15 protein-coding genes and 1 tRNA gene are annotated in these 16572 nt (G+C 47.0%); 3 read left to right on the top strand and 13 right to left on the bottom strand.

Annotation, left to right across the window (positions count from 1 at the left end; genetic code table 11):
* Window positions 1–26: 26 nt before the first annotated feature.
* Complete coding sequence (gene cysG / locus FCN51_RS21220) at window positions 27–1430, bottom strand: siroheme synthase CysG (protein ID WP_160256790.1); 1404 nt, start codon at window positions 1428–1430, stop codon at window positions 27–29.
* Window positions 1431–1829: 399 nt separating this feature from the next.
* Here cysG and FCN51_RS21215 point away from each other — a divergent pair.
* Window positions 1830–1905: transfer RNA gene (locus tag FCN51_RS21215), tRNA-Glu, on the top strand.
* A 403-nt stretch (window positions 1906–2308) separates the two neighbouring features.
* Here the strand turns inward: FCN51_RS21215 and FCN51_RS21210 are convergent.
* Window positions 2309–3265, bottom strand: a complete 957-nt coding sequence (locus tag FCN51_RS21210; RefSeq protein ID WP_160256789.1) for an alpha/beta hydrolase — start codon at window positions 3263–3265, stop codon at window positions 2309–2311.
* 286 nt (window positions 3266–3551) lie between these two features.
* Here FCN51_RS21210 and FCN51_RS21205 point away from each other — a divergent pair, with 286 nt between their 5' ends.
* Window positions 3552–4028 (top strand): MarR family winged helix-turn-helix transcriptional regulator, encoded by a 477-nt coding sequence (locus FCN51_RS21205; RefSeq protein WP_236661206.1) that lies wholly within the window; start codon window positions 3552–3554, stop codon window positions 4026–4028.
* Window positions 4029–4074: 46 nt separating this feature from the next.
* Here the strand turns inward: FCN51_RS21205 and FCN51_RS21200 are convergent, their stop codons facing one another.
* From FCN51_RS21200 to FCN51_RS21150, 11 genes are all read right to left on the bottom strand, one after another.
* Complete coding sequence (locus FCN51_RS21200; RefSeq protein WP_236661204.1) at window positions 4075–5304, bottom strand: amidase; 1230 nt, start codon at window positions 5302–5304, stop codon at window positions 4075–4077.
* A 49-nt stretch (window positions 5305–5353) separates the two neighbouring features.
* On the bottom strand, window positions 5354–5830 hold the full coding sequence (locus FCN51_RS21195; protein ID WP_014457352.1) for a flavin reductase family protein: 477 nt from the start codon (window positions 5828–5830) through the stop codon (window positions 5354–5356).
* On the bottom strand, window positions 5827–6585 hold the full coding sequence (locus FCN51_RS21190) for a class II aldolase/adducin family protein (protein WP_020944421.1): 759 nt from the start codon (window positions 6583–6585) through the stop codon (window positions 5827–5829). Before FCN51_RS21190 ends, FCN51_RS21195 begins: the two co-directional genes overlap by 4 nt.
* A gap of 20 nt (window positions 6586–6605) precedes the next feature.
* Window positions 6606–7583, bottom strand: coding sequence for a ketopantoate reductase family protein (locus tag FCN51_RS21185; protein ID WP_236661201.1), 978 nt, complete (start codon window positions 7581–7583; stop codon window positions 6606–6608).
* Window positions 7580–8539 carry a PDR/VanB family oxidoreductase gene (locus FCN51_RS21180; protein ID WP_160256786.1) on the bottom strand — a complete coding sequence of 320 codons (960 nt, stop codon included), beginning with the start codon at window positions 8537–8539 and terminating at the stop codon, window positions 7580–7582. The genes FCN51_RS21185 and FCN51_RS21180 overlap by 4 nt, the downstream gene beginning before the upstream one ends.
* Window positions 8536–9270, bottom strand: a complete 735-nt coding sequence (locus FCN51_RS21175) for an SDR family NAD(P)-dependent oxidoreductase (protein WP_160256785.1) — start codon at window positions 9268–9270, stop codon at window positions 8536–8538. Before FCN51_RS21175 ends, FCN51_RS21180 begins: the two co-directional genes overlap by 4 nt.
* Entirely contained in the window at window positions 9270–9743 is a 474-nt protein-coding gene (locus FCN51_RS21170; protein ID WP_014457357.1) for an aromatic-ring-hydroxylating dioxygenase subunit beta, read from the bottom strand. The genes FCN51_RS21175 and FCN51_RS21170 overlap by 1 nt, the downstream gene beginning before the upstream one ends.
* Window positions 9740–11005, bottom strand: coding sequence for an aromatic ring-hydroxylating oxygenase subunit alpha (locus FCN51_RS21165; RefSeq protein WP_003625882.1), 1266 nt, complete (start codon window positions 11003–11005; stop codon window positions 9740–9742). Before FCN51_RS21165 ends, FCN51_RS21170 begins: the two co-directional genes overlap by 4 nt.
* Window positions 11006–11104: 99 nt before the next feature.
* Window positions 11105–11464 (bottom strand): hypothetical protein, encoded by a 360-nt coding sequence (locus FCN51_RS21160; protein WP_003625884.1) that lies wholly within the window; start codon window positions 11462–11464, stop codon window positions 11105–11107.
* A gap of 19 nt (window positions 11465–11483) precedes the next feature.
* Window positions 11484–12638: an acyl-CoA dehydrogenase family protein gene (locus tag FCN51_RS21155; protein ID WP_003625886.1), complete on the bottom strand. Its 1155-nt coding sequence runs from the start codon at window positions 12636–12638 to the stop codon at window positions 11484–11486.
* A gap of 229 nt (window positions 12639–12867) precedes the next feature.
* On the bottom strand, window positions 12868–14463 hold the full coding sequence (locus tag FCN51_RS21150; protein WP_236661199.1) for a carbohydrate porin: 1596 nt from the start codon (window positions 14461–14463) through the stop codon (window positions 12868–12870).
* Between the two features lie 620 nt (window positions 14464–15083).
* On the opposite strand from FCN51_RS21150, the gene FCN51_RS21145 reads away from it, so the two are divergent.
* Window positions 15084–16571 carry an aldehyde dehydrogenase family protein gene (locus tag FCN51_RS21145; protein ID WP_003625890.1) on the top strand — a complete coding sequence of 496 codons (1488 nt, stop codon included), beginning with the start codon at window positions 15084–15086 and terminating at the stop codon, window positions 16569–16571.
* Window position 16572 lies beyond the last annotated feature (1 nt).

Raw genomic sequence — 16572 nt, 5'->3', positions numbered from 1 at the left:
TCAACGGTTTGGTCTTGTATCTGCAATCAATGATGCGGTGAGATCACACGATGGCGTACAACCTCTCCTATAATCACCAGTGCCGGACTTTGTATCTGCTGTTCTGCTACCAGATCTGGTAACGTTGCCAACGTGCCTTCACATACTCTTTGCTCTGGCAAAGTACCTTTTTCCACCACCGCAACAGGCCAGTTTTCAGGCAATCCGTGCTTAACAAGCTGGGCACAAAGCTGAGAAATCATTGTCAGCCCCATGTAAATCACCACTGTCTGATTTGTTAGGGCAATAGTTTCCCATTCCAAATTCAGCACACCATCTGCACGTGCATGCCCCGTAATAAACAGACATGCCTGTGCACAATCACGATGAGTGAGGGGAATACCGGCATACGCGGCACATCCATTGGCAGCAGAAATACCTGGAACAATCCGAAAAGGCACACCAGCCTCTACCAGTGTTTCCAGTTCTTCCCCGCCCCTGCCAAATATAAAGGGATCTCCGCCTTTCAGGCGCAAAACCCGTTGGCCAGCCTGCGCACGACGCACCAGTTCATGGTTGATATCTTCTTGCGGCAATGTATGGCGATTACGCTTTTTGCCTACAAAAACACGTTCGGCATCTCGCCGCACGTAATTCAGAATTTCTGGGCCAACCAGATTGTCATACAGAATAACATCTGCATCCTGCATAAGCCGCAAAGCCGCCAGAGTGAGCAAATCAGGATTACCCGGCCCGGCTCCTACCAACCAGACCTCGCCCCGTGCAGCATTTCCCTCTTCCAACTCCTGCAGGTTGCGTGTGGCTTCAGCCTTATCTCCAGCCAAAGCCGCGCGTGCACCTTCTCCATCAAGAAAATGCTCCCATAGCTGCCGACGTTCAGAGGTATCTGGAATACGTTGGCGCAGTTCATCCCGCATGGTGGACATAAAGTCCGCCAGACGGTGCAACCCTTCCGGGAGAACGCGCTCCACCATTGTTCTTAGCCTACGGGCCAGAACAGGCGCAGCACCTCCGGTAGAAATGGCTACCTGCACCTTCCCCCGTGTGACCAATGCAGGCGTAATAAATGTGGAAATAGCCGGATCATCCACCGCACAAACCGGCACATTATGGGCCTTACATAGAGTTGCGAGTGTTTGATTCAGATCTCGGTCATTGGTTGCCAGATAAACCAGACGGCAGCCTGAAAGACGCGGCTGCAAATCCTGCGCAGATGTATCCTGCGCAAAATGGTGTATGGCACCTTTATCCACCATACGCTCAAGTTCGGAACACAAGGAAGCCGAAAGCACTTCCACCCGCGCACCTGTAGATACAAGAAGCTGCACCTTGCTGGCGGCTACATTTCCGCCGCCCACAACAAGAACCCGCTCGCCTTCCATGCGAAACACGACGGGAAACCAACCTGTATTTTCTGACAAACCTTGCATACTGCCTCTGCAAGCAGGCTTCTGCTCCAGATGCAAGGGTCCAGATACCTTAAATACAAAAAAGATTTCCAGCGCCTGACTTTTGGGGCGAAAAGCAACCAGAGAATGTATGAATGTTACTAACAAAGTCTAGCTTACGCCCAAAAAACATTTGAGAAATTTATATTCTCCGCAGTTTGTTGTTGAGCCCGTGCACCAGCATTACCGTTGCTTCATCATTCCTGACCATCGTTATTGCAGCTGAAAACAGTCTTTTTCCGTTACTCCTATCCATGCATCTGTCCGTATTCCGCCACAAATTGAGCATTTGCCTGCATTTTCCTACCAAACGCATATGCACCTTAAAGAATCTTCTTGTGCTCAAGATGTTTTTCTCGTAGGAAGCCGCATCAGCCTCTTGTCCCGTTCGTCTAGAGGCCTAGGACACCGCCCTTTCACGGCGGCAACACGGGTTCGAATCCCGTACGGGACGCCACTTTTGCTCAAAACTAAAAACCTTCAGGTTTCGTTTCGGGTGGCTTGAGGTCAGCAGACTCAGCAATCTGCCTTTCCTTTCAAAAATACAGGCACTCCGTTCTTTACAGGCTCGATTCCCCTATCGAGCTTGCGTCACAAATGCCGAGAGCAAGAACGGCTCCTCGACGATCCGAGGTACGGTCACGCACGGGACCGTTCTGCTGCAGGTATTGCTACACCTAACGGAACTCACTGCGGAAAATAATAACGGAAACCCCCATCATGATCACCTCATTCGGTGATGTCTTCCATCCGATAGCTTTGACTTTGAGCACATTGAACACATGCATGCCCGTATTAAGTCTGATGGATCAGAAGATCATGATGTGCCCTAGGTTTTGTAAAACAGAAAAATGATGCTTCTAAACGAAAAGTACGCGTTTTAGAGCAGCAAAATAGGAGTGTCTGAACTGTATGCTCAATGGTGCATCAGGAATGAATACATCAAACACGTGATAAGCACCGGGAACGACACAGACTTCTGTTGGCACACCTGCTGCCATCAAGCGCCGTGCATATTCGAGATCCTCATCCAGAAACAAGTCTAGCGACCCAACCCCGATATAAGCTGGCGGCAGCCCTGCCAGATCTTTCGCGCGAAACGCCGCTGCATATGCAGAAACGTCTGCGCTTCCAGGCGCCTTACCCAAATAAGCATTCCATGCATAGTGATTGGCAGAACGGGTCCATATATACTGCCCCAGTTCCGGCGAGGGCATGACAGTGGTGCCCGTTCGATCATCCAGCATGGGGTAGATGAGCAACTGGAAAAGAACTTTCACTTCTGCTCTGTCTCGTGCCAGCAAGGCAAGACAGGCAGTTAAACCACCCCCAGCACTATCCCCACCAATGACCAGACGATCACGATCAATTCCCAAATGAGCGGATTGCTCATGAACCCACTTCAGAACAGCATAACAATCCTCTATCGCTGCTGGGTATGGAGCCTCGGGCGCCAGACGGTAATCAACTGAAAAGATCACCAAGCCCAGTTCGTTCACAAGCTGTCGGCATCTGGCATCATCCACTTCTGGCGTACCGCTGACAATGCCGCCGCTATGAATGTAAACCAGTGCTGGTGCATGTGGATGTTTATCTTTGGGCCGGTAAATCACGACCGGAACATCTGGAGCGCCAGAAGGCCCGGGCACATGACACTCTTCGAGAGTGACATCTGGATATTCGGTAACCGGCACATTACGAATAGCCGCGATAAACGCCTTGCGGGTTGCTGCGAGGTTTTGATCCGAAAGACCATCAAAGGATGGCAGGACTTTCAGAGCTTCCCTGAATTCTGGGGCAACAGAATTTTGAATCATGAAGATTTCTCCGCGTTGTTTCTCCTCACGATAGATCGGATTACGCAGATACGGGCATCACGTATAACTGATTGAACAGAAAGTGTTTTTACCGCGTCTTATTCTGGCCATTCGTTAGGCTTCAAAATATTTCGAAGCGAGCCTCGGCTTATTTTGTCATAGTGAAGTTTAAGCCGATAAAAAACATTCCCACAAAGTCGGCACACGGCATATGCGCAGCAGATTACTTCACAGGCCAATACAAAAAGGCTAGAGCATTCTACAGTGCATCATGAGGAATGAGATTGTGGTAAAATCACGTAGTGGCAAGGTGTGGCGTCAGGCAGATCCTAAAGATCAACTTTTTTCCTCCGATGCCTCGCCTTTTTTCCACCTGACCCGTCTTGTCAGCCTCTACCAGATACGCATGGACGCACATCTTAAGCCTATTGGCATGGATATTCCCCGATGGCGTGTGCTTGCTATTTTACACGAGCACGAATACGCGCCCATTGGCCGGATTGCAGACTTGGCCGTTATCCGTATTTCTACCATGACCAAATTGATCTATCGTATGGAAAACGAAGATCTCATCAGCACCTCTGTTTCAGAACACGATGCACGGGTTACGGACGTTCGTCTTACAGAAAAAGGTATGCAAGTATTTACAGAAGTGCGCGCCATTGCCTCTCTTATTTTTGGCCGAGCTTTCCATAATTTTGACGATCATGAAATCCGCACATTAATAAATACATGCAGTAAAATATATCAGAATATTTATTAATCGGTAACCGGAGGATTTGTATCCTCCGGTTACCATTATGATAAAATTAACCAGAACAAAGCGGACGGTCTGGCAAAATCTGTTCTGCCCATAAGCCATAAGATAACAGGGCTTCATCCGCTCCATAGCGTCCTAGAAATTGCACGCCAATAGGCAAACCGGCCTTGTTCACCATACCCGGCAAAGTAAGAGAAGGCAGGTACAAAAGTGTCCACAAACGGCTAAAAAGTGGGCTACCTGTACCCTCTTCCAGTAAAGGTGCAACCCCCGGTGCTGCGGGAGCAAGAAGCACATCGTACGTTTCAAACAGGATATCTGCTTTTTGCCGTAGATTTTGTGCTTTTGCTAGCGCCTCCTCATAATCCTGTCGGGTAATAGCCTGACCAGCTTTAATCAACGCGGCTACCTGTGGGCTTATTTGTTCACGCTTTGCTGTATATTCCCATGCGAGAGACTGAGCTGCTTCATAACTCATAATGGTCAGATGCAGATCCGCGCCTTCTTCAAAATCTGCCAAATCTACTTCGTCAAGAGATGTATGTTGCCCGAACAAATCCGCAGCACTTTGCAGAGCCTGATGCATGTCTGCATCTCCTTGGCTCCACCATGGGGTTTTGCAAAACCCGATGCGTTTGGGCTTTTGCAAGGGCAGTTCAACGCTTGCTGATTTTGGCCCTTTTAATACATTATCAGCTTTAATTGACGAAGTTACATCTCGCGTAACAACACCCAGCGCATCAAATGATGGGGCCAGATATTTCACCCCTGCTGCATTGTAGCGTGCATAAGAAGGTTTAAAACCAACAATACCGCAATAAGATGCCGGACGTGTAAGAGACGCAGCTGTTTGAGACGCAATACCTATATCCACCATACCACATGCTACAGCCGCAGCAGATCCACTAGATGAACCTCCCGGTGTGCGTGCTGTATCATATGGATTTACTGTTGGGCCGGGTTGAAAAAAAGCAAATTCCGTTGTGACTGTTTTACCAGCCACCAATGCACCTGCCTGCTTTAGCAATGTAACACAGGCTGCATCTGCACGAGATTGATTGTTCTTGTAGATGCCGGACCCATACTCGGTGAAATATGCTTCAGTTTCTACAATATCTTTTACGCCAACGCTCATCCCTGTCAGAGGCCCAGCAGAAAGATAGGCTGCATCCCGCCGTATCTGTTCGGGATTGTACTGCGTAAATGCATGAATCTTACCTTCATGCTTGTTAATTGTATCAATAAGGTTTTCAGCAATAACCGTGGGATCTGGCAGCATAACCATTCCTTTGCAGAACTTTAGGTAGGTTCGTATTTACATGTTATTTTTAGAACAAATTGAAACCACCTTTGAAATACAACAAAGGTTCTGTACCTGTTACTTTCACGTAGTCTGGGCTTCCTAGAAAGATTTCGTGAGAGCCACCTGTTAAAGTTTCTTGTACAGAACAGGAAATATGCACAAGAGCATCCTTTACAAACAAACTACCATTTTCATGACAAAGTGTTTCTGTCTCTACATTTTTATCCAATGCTGGAGATGCAAAGAAATAAGCTTTATCTTCCTGATTTTTGGAGAGAATGCTCAGTGCAAAACGTCCACTTTCCGCAATGGCCTTATAAGTTGAACTTTTGCGGTTGAGGCAAACTAACAGTAAAACAGGATCCAAGGAAACAGAACTTAGCGCACTAATAGTAGCCCCCTGTGCCCCCTGCTCTCCTTGGGCAGTTACAACGGCTACCCCTGTTGCAAAATGCGACATTGCTTTGCGAAAATCATCTCGCATTGTGGTGTTAGCATTCATACTTGATCTCCTGCCCACAGGGGGCCTCGTTCTTTACGTATTTTGCGCACTGCTGCATCAAACATCTTTTGGGCAGCTTGTGAATTTGCAATCACGCCTTCTGCATCTTGCGCACAGCGCCGGCGTATTTCATCTGAAAGAGTAATGTCTTTTCCGGGAATCATACCTGTCTGGCACTGAATTTCGGCCGCTCTTTGCACAATCCAAAGCAGGAAAAAGGCACGTGGTACATCTGCCCCACCAACAGCAACACCATGATTCCGCAAAACCAGAACATGCTTGTTGCCCAAGCTGGCAAGCATACGTGGGCGTTCATCATCATAAAGGGTGATACCTTCAAAATCATGATACCCAACGCGTTCAAAAAGCTGCGCCCCGTAAAAATTATCGTGGCTAAAGCCTTGCTCTTTCATGGCAACCGCACAGACAGCATTGGTATGTGTGTGAATAACACAATGAATGTCATCTCGGGCACCATGAATAGAGCCATGTAACGCAAACCCTGCCGGATTAGGTTTATTTGCACTGTTACTGATAATATGGCCATCAGCATCCACAATCAGTAAGTTTTCTGGCGTGACTTCATCATAATTTAAACCAAAAGCATTTACCAAATAACGCTTTGGTTCACCCGGAAGGCGGACTGAAATATGATTAAAAATCATTTCAGTCCATCCAAAATAATCAATGAGATGATAACATTCCGCTAATTGAATACGGAGCTTTGTTTCATCAGCACTCCACAAGTCCGACATTTTTACTTCCTTTTGCAAGCTTAATAACGTCTTGATGCTTTGTTACGTGTCAGGCCTACAAGTGCTTCTGTAGTAGGAAGAACAAGCCCATGATGGTGCGCAAGGCGTATAATAACATCCCCCATGGCAGCTAATTCCAATGGCTTATTCCGAAGATAATCTTGCAACATAGATGTGGGATGATTTCCCCCTTGTTCCACTTTGCTCATTAACTCATCAATGGAAAGTAAGCCGCCAATTCCACAGTCCTGACCAAGAACCTGAATTTCTACAAGACACCGCCTAACCAATACGCAAAGATCTGGATTGGAAGAGAGAATTTTTAAAGTTCCCTCACATAAAACTGATAAAAAATTTGTTGCAACATTCAAAGAAAGTTTATTCCAGATTTCCTTTTTAATATCAGGTGTTTCTGCAAAATTCCCTTCTCCACCTTCCAGCCACGTCAAAACCCTATCAACAGTATTCTGACCGGGTAGTGCATTCCCCAATATAAATCGAGAAGAGCCAGAAATATTTACTTTCCCTGGTGCAGTTACCTGAGCAAAAGCATAAGCAACACACCCTATAATATTCTCGGTTGGAATACTTCCAAGATTACCTTCTGGGTCCAAAGTATGGGTAATCTTTTTAACAACACTTCGTGCTGTATTTGTCTGTGCAATCATCCACCATGGTAGGCCATTCAGAACGGGTATAATAAGTGTGTTCGGGCCTACGGCATGGCTAACAGTTTTGAACAGATCAGGCAGTTGGTAGGATTTACCAGAAAGAATGATCAGATCCTGTATTTCAGAAGGTGCGCGATCATTTACTCTAAGAGAATGCCGCGTAATTTCTGATCCATTCTGACAAACCAATCCATTCTCGCGTAAGGCTTGTAAAGTGCTGCCCCGTGCAACAACAGATAGCATGACTGGTCTGGATGAAAGAATGGATGCAAAGGTTCCACCCATTCCTCCCATACCGGCAATACAAACACGAGGCATTTTGTTCATAGGTCTACTACAAGCAAAGGTGTTTTGGATCGTGAGCAACAAAGAGCAATCTGATCCGTTTTTTCTTCGTCTGTCAGATATTCGTCACGATGGTCTGGCTCACCTTCCAGAACAGATACAACACACGTGCCACAGATACCTTGCTCACAACTTACAGGCACACGCACACCAGAACGAGCAAAAGCTGCTGCTATGGTTTCATCTTCTGCAACCTGAACACGCACCCCGCTTTTGGCAGCCAGCACTTCAAATCCAGCCCCACCTTCTACGGGTTGGGCAGAAAAGGCTTCCTGATGCACATGCTCTTCTGGCAATCCACAAGCGCTACCTGCCTGCGCAACGGCCTGCATCAACCCTTCTGGACCACACACATACACATGAACCCCGGATCCATTTTGATCTATCCATTGGGCAAGCGTATTCTGCACGTTAAAGCGTGGCCGTTCTGCCTGACTGTGATCATGAATAACAACATGGGCGACAAAAGGAAGAGCCTGTAAAACAGGCGCAAAAACCGGATCACGCGCAACATAGTGTAGAGCAAAGTTTTGCGCTTTGTCATACAGTTCATATGCCATTGCGATCATCGGCGTAACGCCTATGCCACCACCAATAAGCAAACTGCTTTCTGCATCACAATCCAATGGAAACAAATTACGTGGTAGGCTGATCTGAAGTTGTGCCCCATCACGCACAAGACGATGCACAGCAATGGACCCTCCTCGAGATTTAGGGTCCAACAGCACAGCTAAAGAATACCGCTTCCGATCAGCCGGGTTCCCGCACAAGGAGTATTGGCGGATCAACCCTTCTTCAAGATACAGGTCAATATGGGCACCAGCTTCCCACACCGGCAGATCTGCTCCATTAGAGGCTTTGAGATCAAAGCAAAGGACAGATCCGCGCAATTTACATGCATCTACTGTAACATTCAACAAATGAGATTGTCTGGTCATCGCAAATACAATCCACTGTTAATATCAATTGTAGATCCCGTTAGCCCATCAGCATCTTCACGCGCCATTTCCACAACCATGCGCGCCACCGTAATGGGGCGGCCTAGCTTACCTGTTGGCAATGCAGCTTTAAGAGCAGGCAAACGATCTACACCAATTGTTGCTGCAACAGATGGCAGATCTAACGGACCTGGCGCTATTGCATTAACGGTAATCCCTAACGGCGCCAGATCCCGCGCAAACACTTTGGTAAGGGTATGAATCCCCCCTTTTGAGGCTGCATAATGTGCCCCTGTAGCAGATCCACCATTTTGCCCCGCCAACGAGCCGATATTTACAATTCGTCCGCTCTGCTTGGCTGCGACAAGACGCCGTGCAAACCGCTGGCTACACAGGAAAGTCCCACACAGGTTAACCGATATAATGCGCTCAAACGTTGGCATATCAATTTCCAGCACAGGCTGTGCCTTCATAACTGCCGCGTTATTTACCAAGAGCCATGGTAAGCCAAAGCGTTCTTCAACCTGGTCCAGAACCTGTTCGACCGAGTTTTCATTGCTTACATCCAGCCCGAAAACAGCAACCTTCTCCTCGCCATGTTCCTTTACCAAATGTTGAGCCACATCTGGGTTGATATCCGCAATTGCAACCCGATAGCCCGCCTGCACGAGGCTTGACACTATAATAGCACCAAGCCCCTGCGCTCCGCCTGTTACCAAAGCCGTCCGCATTACAGGATATAACTCACGGCTGTTAGAGCCTCTGTTGATCCTAAAATCTTAATGACTTTCTGATCGATTTTTAGAGAATCTTCTTCTTTCACCAACGTAAATATCACATTGGCTGCATAAGAACGCTCCCGCCCTTGCCGAAGCTCCGTTAACAACTGGGCGCAACGGAGCACACATCGCTGATCATCAGATTCCAGAAGCCTGTAGCGTGAAAGCAACCGGATTGTCTGTGCTGGAGGAGCTGCTGAAATAGCGCGCCCCCCAATCAAACGTTCAACGCGTTTTTGACGCATTTCAGCATCATCATACGCATAGTTCAGTGTATCGGCGTAATCGTCTGCATCAGGATCAATAGGAATAATATAAAAACCTGATTGCGTATAAAGCTTGAGCCATTCAGTAAACTGCCCATCATCCAGCAGATCAGCTTCTAACGTTACAAGCTCTACGGCATCATTCAGAGAAATGCTCATGCTTCATTCTCCTCGGTCATATCTGCAAACCACTGCCGGTACGCAGCGCGCATTCCTGTTTCTGCACTGACATCACTATAGAGATTACCGTTTTCACGCTTTGCTTCGTGCCCGATACCTCGATTTAACAAAATGGGAATATCGCGCCCTGCAAGTGAACCGCGCTGCACACGATCCCATGCTTCTGCATCATCAGGCGTGCCAAAACCCATTGGCCCTTGAAAGTGTTCATGAAGGCGCAACCGAGCCTGATTGGCGATAGCTGGGCCACCATCCATTCCAATAGCAATATGCCGTATTTCTGTTTCGTTTACAGACAAAGGCCGTAGAACACGGAAAAATGCCATTGAACACGCAAGATTTGGAAACAGATTGAGATTGAAACCCGTTCCACCAACAGCACGCACAATGCGTCTGACTTCTTGAGGTGTGTGATCCTTACTTAGATCTTCAGCCAATTTTTCAAAGCGCATGGGAATGGGACGATCCAGATCTTCTTCAAGATCCACCAAATCTGGAATCATGACCATAACAGAGTGGCCATGCCCCAAGTCTTCTACATATCCCTCTCCATCTAGGAAGGAGAATGTATCTTCTGTCTCCTTATCAACAGAATCAAGGTATGGCTTATGAACTATAGGGAAGTGGTAAGCATCTGTTGTATTTTCGAGCTGGATTTTCCAGTTTCCTGGAAAAGTAAATTTATGCTCACCCATGGTTTTGATGGGCCAATAAGCACCCTGCTTCATGAACAGATCAATCCACGGTTTGGCCCGGCCAAGCCAGTCTTCCAAAGACATAATGGATTTATCAAAAGTGGCAAAAATTAATCCATTATATTCTTCCACTCTCAGATTTACGAGAGGAAGCTTGGATTTATCAAGTTGACCGGTATAGCCGTCCTGATGCGGCACACCACGTAACGCGCCATCCAACCCATAGGCCCATCCATGATATGGGCATACAAAACTGGCGGCTTTACCGTGCTTTTGCTCACACACAGTCGCCCCACGGTGGCGGCAGCGGTTAAGCATAACATGCACCACACCCTGCCTATCCCGTGAAACAATAACAGGGTGGCTACCAACAAAAGTGGTAATAAATTCACCTGGTTCAGGAAGCTCACTCCGATGAGCAACCCATATCCAGTTATGCATGAAAATACGGTCCATTTCCATGTCATACAGATCAGAATTGCTGTAAATGGACCCATCAGCACGATCTTCTGCGAGAAGCTGTTTGACATCAGGAAAAGCTGTCATGAACGCAAATCCTCTTTATGAAGGATCAAAAAATATTGTTCGCCTATTACGGGCGGAGACCTTGCATGCCTTTTTCAGACACAGAACGAGGCATATGTTTTAGGCTGGAACTTCAAGCACGCGGCCCATGCGGGCTTCCACTCTGAGGTAACGCCAGAGCCGATGCTCTCCCACTTCTGTTACACGGAACAGGTTGCAAGCAGCGGTAACGGTTTCCACGCTATCAACATCTGCAAGAATATAGCAGGTCCACGGGAAAGCATGAGATGCACCGACCATAACCTGATCATCATCCATCGTTCCCAGAATTGTCAGCCCTGGCAGGGAGTTCATGCCTTTCAGCATTTCACCTACCCCTGCCCATACTGTTTTGATGCCAGATGCAGGCAAATCAAAAAATGTCTGTGTTACACCAATACAAAACAGAACACGCAATGGCTTTTTGTCTGGATTTGACATTGTTTTTCTCACTTATAAATTATGGATAACCAGGACGCCCGCCACGACCAAGCATGACACGGCCTGCAGCTTCGTAATTTCCGCGCCCCATAAAGGCATGTTGCGCAACAACAACGCAGTCTTGCAAACAACGTGCCAGAATGTGGTCTTTATGAACGGCAGCAATGCCACCCAGAGCAAAACAGGTTCGGGCTACCTCGGCACATGTTTGTGCAGCATGGGTTGCAGCCAGCCGAATACGGTTTGCAAGATCTTCCGTAACAGTGCCACCATCGCTCAGGACATCCCACGCTTCTGCTGTAACACCATAAAAAGCAGCACGCGCAGCGGAAAGCTGAGCAGAAACCTCACCAACCGCGGCCTGAACCTGAGCACGATCAGCCATTGTAGGGGCGCCAGTGATGGATTTACGCCCAGCTGCCATTTTGACAACTTCATCAATAGCCCGCTGCGCACAACCCAAACCAACAACAGAAAGAACCTGTGCGGCGAAACATAGGGAAGGATAGCGATAGAGAGGCAAATCCAGAGATGGGGCACCACCTCGGATAAACGTCCATTCCGGCGCAACTTCTACATCACTCACCACCACATCGTGGCTACCTGTGCCAGAAAGGCCAATGGTGTTCCAAGTTTCATCAATGGTTACATCAGTAGCTGGCAGAACTGCTGTACGGGGTAAACCGCACTTTTCATCTGCAACGGCAATACCAACACCAATAAAAGATGCCCCAGTGCACCCACTGGCAAATGGCCAACGACCTTTTACAACAAAATGGTCATTTTTAACCTGCACAGGTTGAGCCGGGAAAATGGCGCCAGCAAAAACAATATCAGGCCCGTTGGCATATAATTTCTTGAGTGTTTCAAGGGGCAATGCAACCAGATAAGTTGCAGAAACACCAAAGCTGGCAACCCAACCGGCTGAGGCATCGGCCCAGCCAATGCGTTCTATCAATTCAAGGAAAGACATGGGGGACACTTCCATTCCCCCAAATTGACGCGCAACCAATGCACGATACACGCCAATTTCTTGAAATTTTTCAATGATATCTTTGGTGATCCTGCGATTTTCCCGGAACTCAAGAGCACGGGAACTGATGTCCTCAATCAGAGCATCAAAAGCAGGCCCTTTGGCCAGATCAGCTTTGCATTCTGGCGTCTGGATCAACATGAATGTTTCTCCCCTTCACGTTTCAAGGCCGATGCCACTGATGCGGGCTTCGCGTCCTTTCTGCCCAGAGATGGAGATTATTTCTTAACCTCCCGAATCTCCTGCAGTTTGTTTATATCGAAAACGTAACCTTAATTAGTTTACATTTCCACTTATTTTTCTCATTTTTCTCAAAAAATATTTTCCCTAAATCCAAAGCCAAGTATGACTGGGTGCCACGCGCTTTTTATCAGGGGAACTCTGCCATTTTATCGAGATAAACAAAGAGTGTTGCACCCACCTCCAGCGCATTATGGGGGTGCTTGGCAGTCATTGGAGCGTAATAGGTGTTGGGATTGATGACGTACTGTAGGCTTGGTTCCAATGCCACATTCGGGAACAAAAACGTATGTGCATGAATATCTGCAACAAGATGATCTGCACCTGGGCGTTTTCCATCACCCCCACTTATTTTGTTAGCTTGGCCAAGAAAGTCCTGCTCCCGCGTGCCTAGCTTGCTCCAGTGGAATTGGATGCCGTAACTATCCAAAGGATGCGAGGCAAACGGAGCCTGAACAAATGCCCCCAAATATGCTTCTGCTTGTATAGGAGCATAACTTTCAAAATCTGTACCTGCACCACCATAAACGGCTAATGCCATACCGTGTGGGTCTTTGGTTGCACCATGGTCCTTACGCCACACATATTGTTGCCCACTAAAGAAAATACCCGACATACCTGTATGCATCTGCGCTGCAGAGCTTTTATCATACAACTGAGAGGTGCCACGCACAGTGCGAATAGGATCTTGCACGGTTGAGGAGTTATAATACCCCAAGAACTCATACATGGATGGATAAGCCGTTTTATCAAACCCGCGCAGGTATCCAATCTCACCCACCCCGGTGGCCCCATTGGATGTGCCCGTATCCCACTTCCAGCCATTTGTGAAAAACGTTGTTTTATTCACCTCTGTAGCGGCAGCCTGAATGTACAAAGAAGGTGTAATATGGTACATAATGTGACCAGACCATGTGGCATACACAAACGTACTGACCCCAGCATCTTGAGACCAAATATCCTTAAAGCAGGTTAGAATCTGATTACAGTTTGGAATTAAGAAATACCGTGAAATATTTGCACGGCCGCCTTCAATTTCCAGTTTGTTATTCATGAGCTTTTGATCAAGCGTGAGCTCACTGAGATAATTACCACGGAATAGATGCGGAGGCTGATAGCCGATAATGTTATCGCCTACCTGCTGAGACCAGTGCTTATCATTATTGCGCAGGAAAAAGATATCTTCCCCAAAGTTGATTTGCGCCCCTTTCCAGCCAATTAACTTTTCCAGATCGAATTGGGTTTCAATAACCCCCAAAGAGTTTTGCAACCTTGTACCGGGGCGAACACCCCCCACAACATTGCTGACAAAATTATCGATCAGAAGCAGATGAAATGTAATGCCATGATCTTTTAACGGTTTAAGTGCATTGTAAAAAATACCTTTTTTAGGCTTATTGCTTGCAACCGCTACAGGAACAGCCGGCATGATTTTCGTGCTGATATTGTTCGGGGCTGACATAGAATCACTATCATCATCTACCCGCTTCTTACCTGTAACTGTTAACTCACGAGATTTTTTTAAGAGATCCGAGGTGGCAGATGAATCGGCAATCCCGCTCTCTATTTGGGATGTTGCGGCATGTTCTTGCAATAGAGCTGGTTGAGCTGTGGCACCTGGCGCAGATTGGGCCCTTGCTGTGCCACTTTCCACAACAACAGCACCACAAGAGAGCATGAAGAATACGCTAAGCGTATTACAGGCCTTGTTCAAATGGTGTGACATGCAACAGAAAGCTCCCCGCCACTTTCCTTGATATTGGACAGAAACACGCATTTTTTCATTCCGGAATCGCAATGTTATAGACAAAAAACAGTTCTTCCTTCCGCTCAGAAACCGGAATCCTGAAAACGGGTTTTGTCATGTTGCAGCATGAGCTCACAAACGACTCTTTTTGTCCTTACGCCGATGTTTCTCATGATGATTATCCTTTTGATGGTTGCTTGGTCTATTGGCCTGCCTGAATCTAGCGCGCCATCACCCTTTTATTAGGACAATATGAAAGTGAAATTTCCACTAAAAAATATTTCTCAGGATCATTATTTTTATATCAAAATGAATATGCTTAAAAATTAATCACAACGTGCAGATCAATGCCGAAAAAATATGCGTTCCCGATGCTGCTTTTGGTGCGGGTTTTATGTGTTCTCTATCATGAAAAATTTATATATGGCTGCGGCATATCACGGAAATAATTTCGTATTATTTTAGAAATTCTTTTATTTTTAATAAGTTTTCTAAGATAAATTGTCAGAACAATAATTTCTTTCCGTCATAAAATTCTGTTGACATATACGGAATGAATCTGTCCCATTTCGTTATCGAAACATACAAAGGTATTGGTCATGGACTCTTTGCTGGCATCCGTCGCCAATTTTGTTTCCATATCACATGAATTATACATAAATGGTGGAGCTGTTCCCTCTAGCGGTGATGCACGCTTACCTATTTATGATCCCTCTACCGGCATGCAAATTGCATCAACAGTCGATGCTACTGCGCAGGATGTAGATCGCGCTGTTACGTCTGCTTTCAACAGTTTCAAATCTGGTATCTGGAAAGATATGCGCCCCGCTGAAAGGGAACGCATTCTTTTACGCTTGGCTGACCTTGTAGAACGTGATGCTGAAATATTGGCTCAGCTTGAAACATTGGAACAAGGCAAATCACTTGCCATCTCACGTGCACTAGAAGCAGGTGGTGCACAAACCTGGATACGATACGTAGCTGGTCTGGCTACAACAATTACTGGCAAGACATTTGATGTCTCTATCCCCTTTCCGCCAGATGCGCGTTATACATCCTATACACGGCGCACACCTATAGGCGTTGTAGCTGGCATTATTCCGTGGAACTTCCCTCTGCTAATCGGTGTATGGAAGGTTCTTCCTGCCTTGGCTGCAGGTTGCTCTGTTGTTGCCAAGCCAGCCGAAACCACCCCTTTAACGCTTCTATATCTTGCGCGCCTAGCAACAGAAGCCGGTGTGCCTGATGGCGTTTTTAATGTGGTTACAGGTCGCGGCACCGTTGCGGGCAGTCAGCTTGTTAACCATCCTCTTGTCAGCAAAATCAGTTTTACGGGCTCCACTCCTGTCGGCAAAGCCATTGCCCGCAGTTGTGCGGATAGCCTGAAACGGTTCTCATTAGAATTGGGCGGTAAAAACCCTGCCATCGTTTTGGATGATGCAGATCTGGAGCAAACCGTCCAAGGGCTTATGCTGGCATCATTCCTTAATCAGGGGCAGGTTTGTGCTGCATGCTCGCGCATTTATGTCACCGATAAAATGTTTGAACCTTTAAGGAATGCCCTTACGCAAGCCATTCAAAACATGACTGTTGGCGCAGGCATGAATCTTCAAGCACAAATCAATCCTGTGGTCTCAGCAGCCCAACAAAAGAAAATTCTTTCTTACGTTCAAAACGCTGATACTGAAGCTGAACAGGTTATTATTGGCCAAAACGGCCCCAATGCAGAGGGATATTACGTTCCCCCTACGCTCATCATAAATCCATCTCCTGAAGCCGTCTGCGTAACGGAAGAAATTTTTGGACCCGTTCTGACCTTAACGCGTACATCAGATGCAAACGAAGCACTGCAACTGGCAAATGCCTCTTCTTTTGGGCTAGCCGCCAGCGTGTGGACGCAAAACCTACAAGCCGCCATGACCCTACCCGCACAACTGGAAGCCGGAACCGTATGGGTTAACAGCCACGTCATGATTGATCCCAACATGCCATTTGGTGGGCTGAAACAATCCGGATCTGGAGCAGACTTTGGATCTGACTGGTTGGATAGCTTCACTATCCAGAAATCCATCTGTATTCGCCATTAAA

This window comes from Acetobacter pasteurianus (assembly GCF_009914215.2).
GTDB lineage: Bacteria > Pseudomonadota > Alphaproteobacteria > Acetobacterales > Acetobacteraceae > Acetobacter > Acetobacter pasteurianus.
This window is presented reverse-complemented; position numbering and strand designations above follow the sequence as displayed.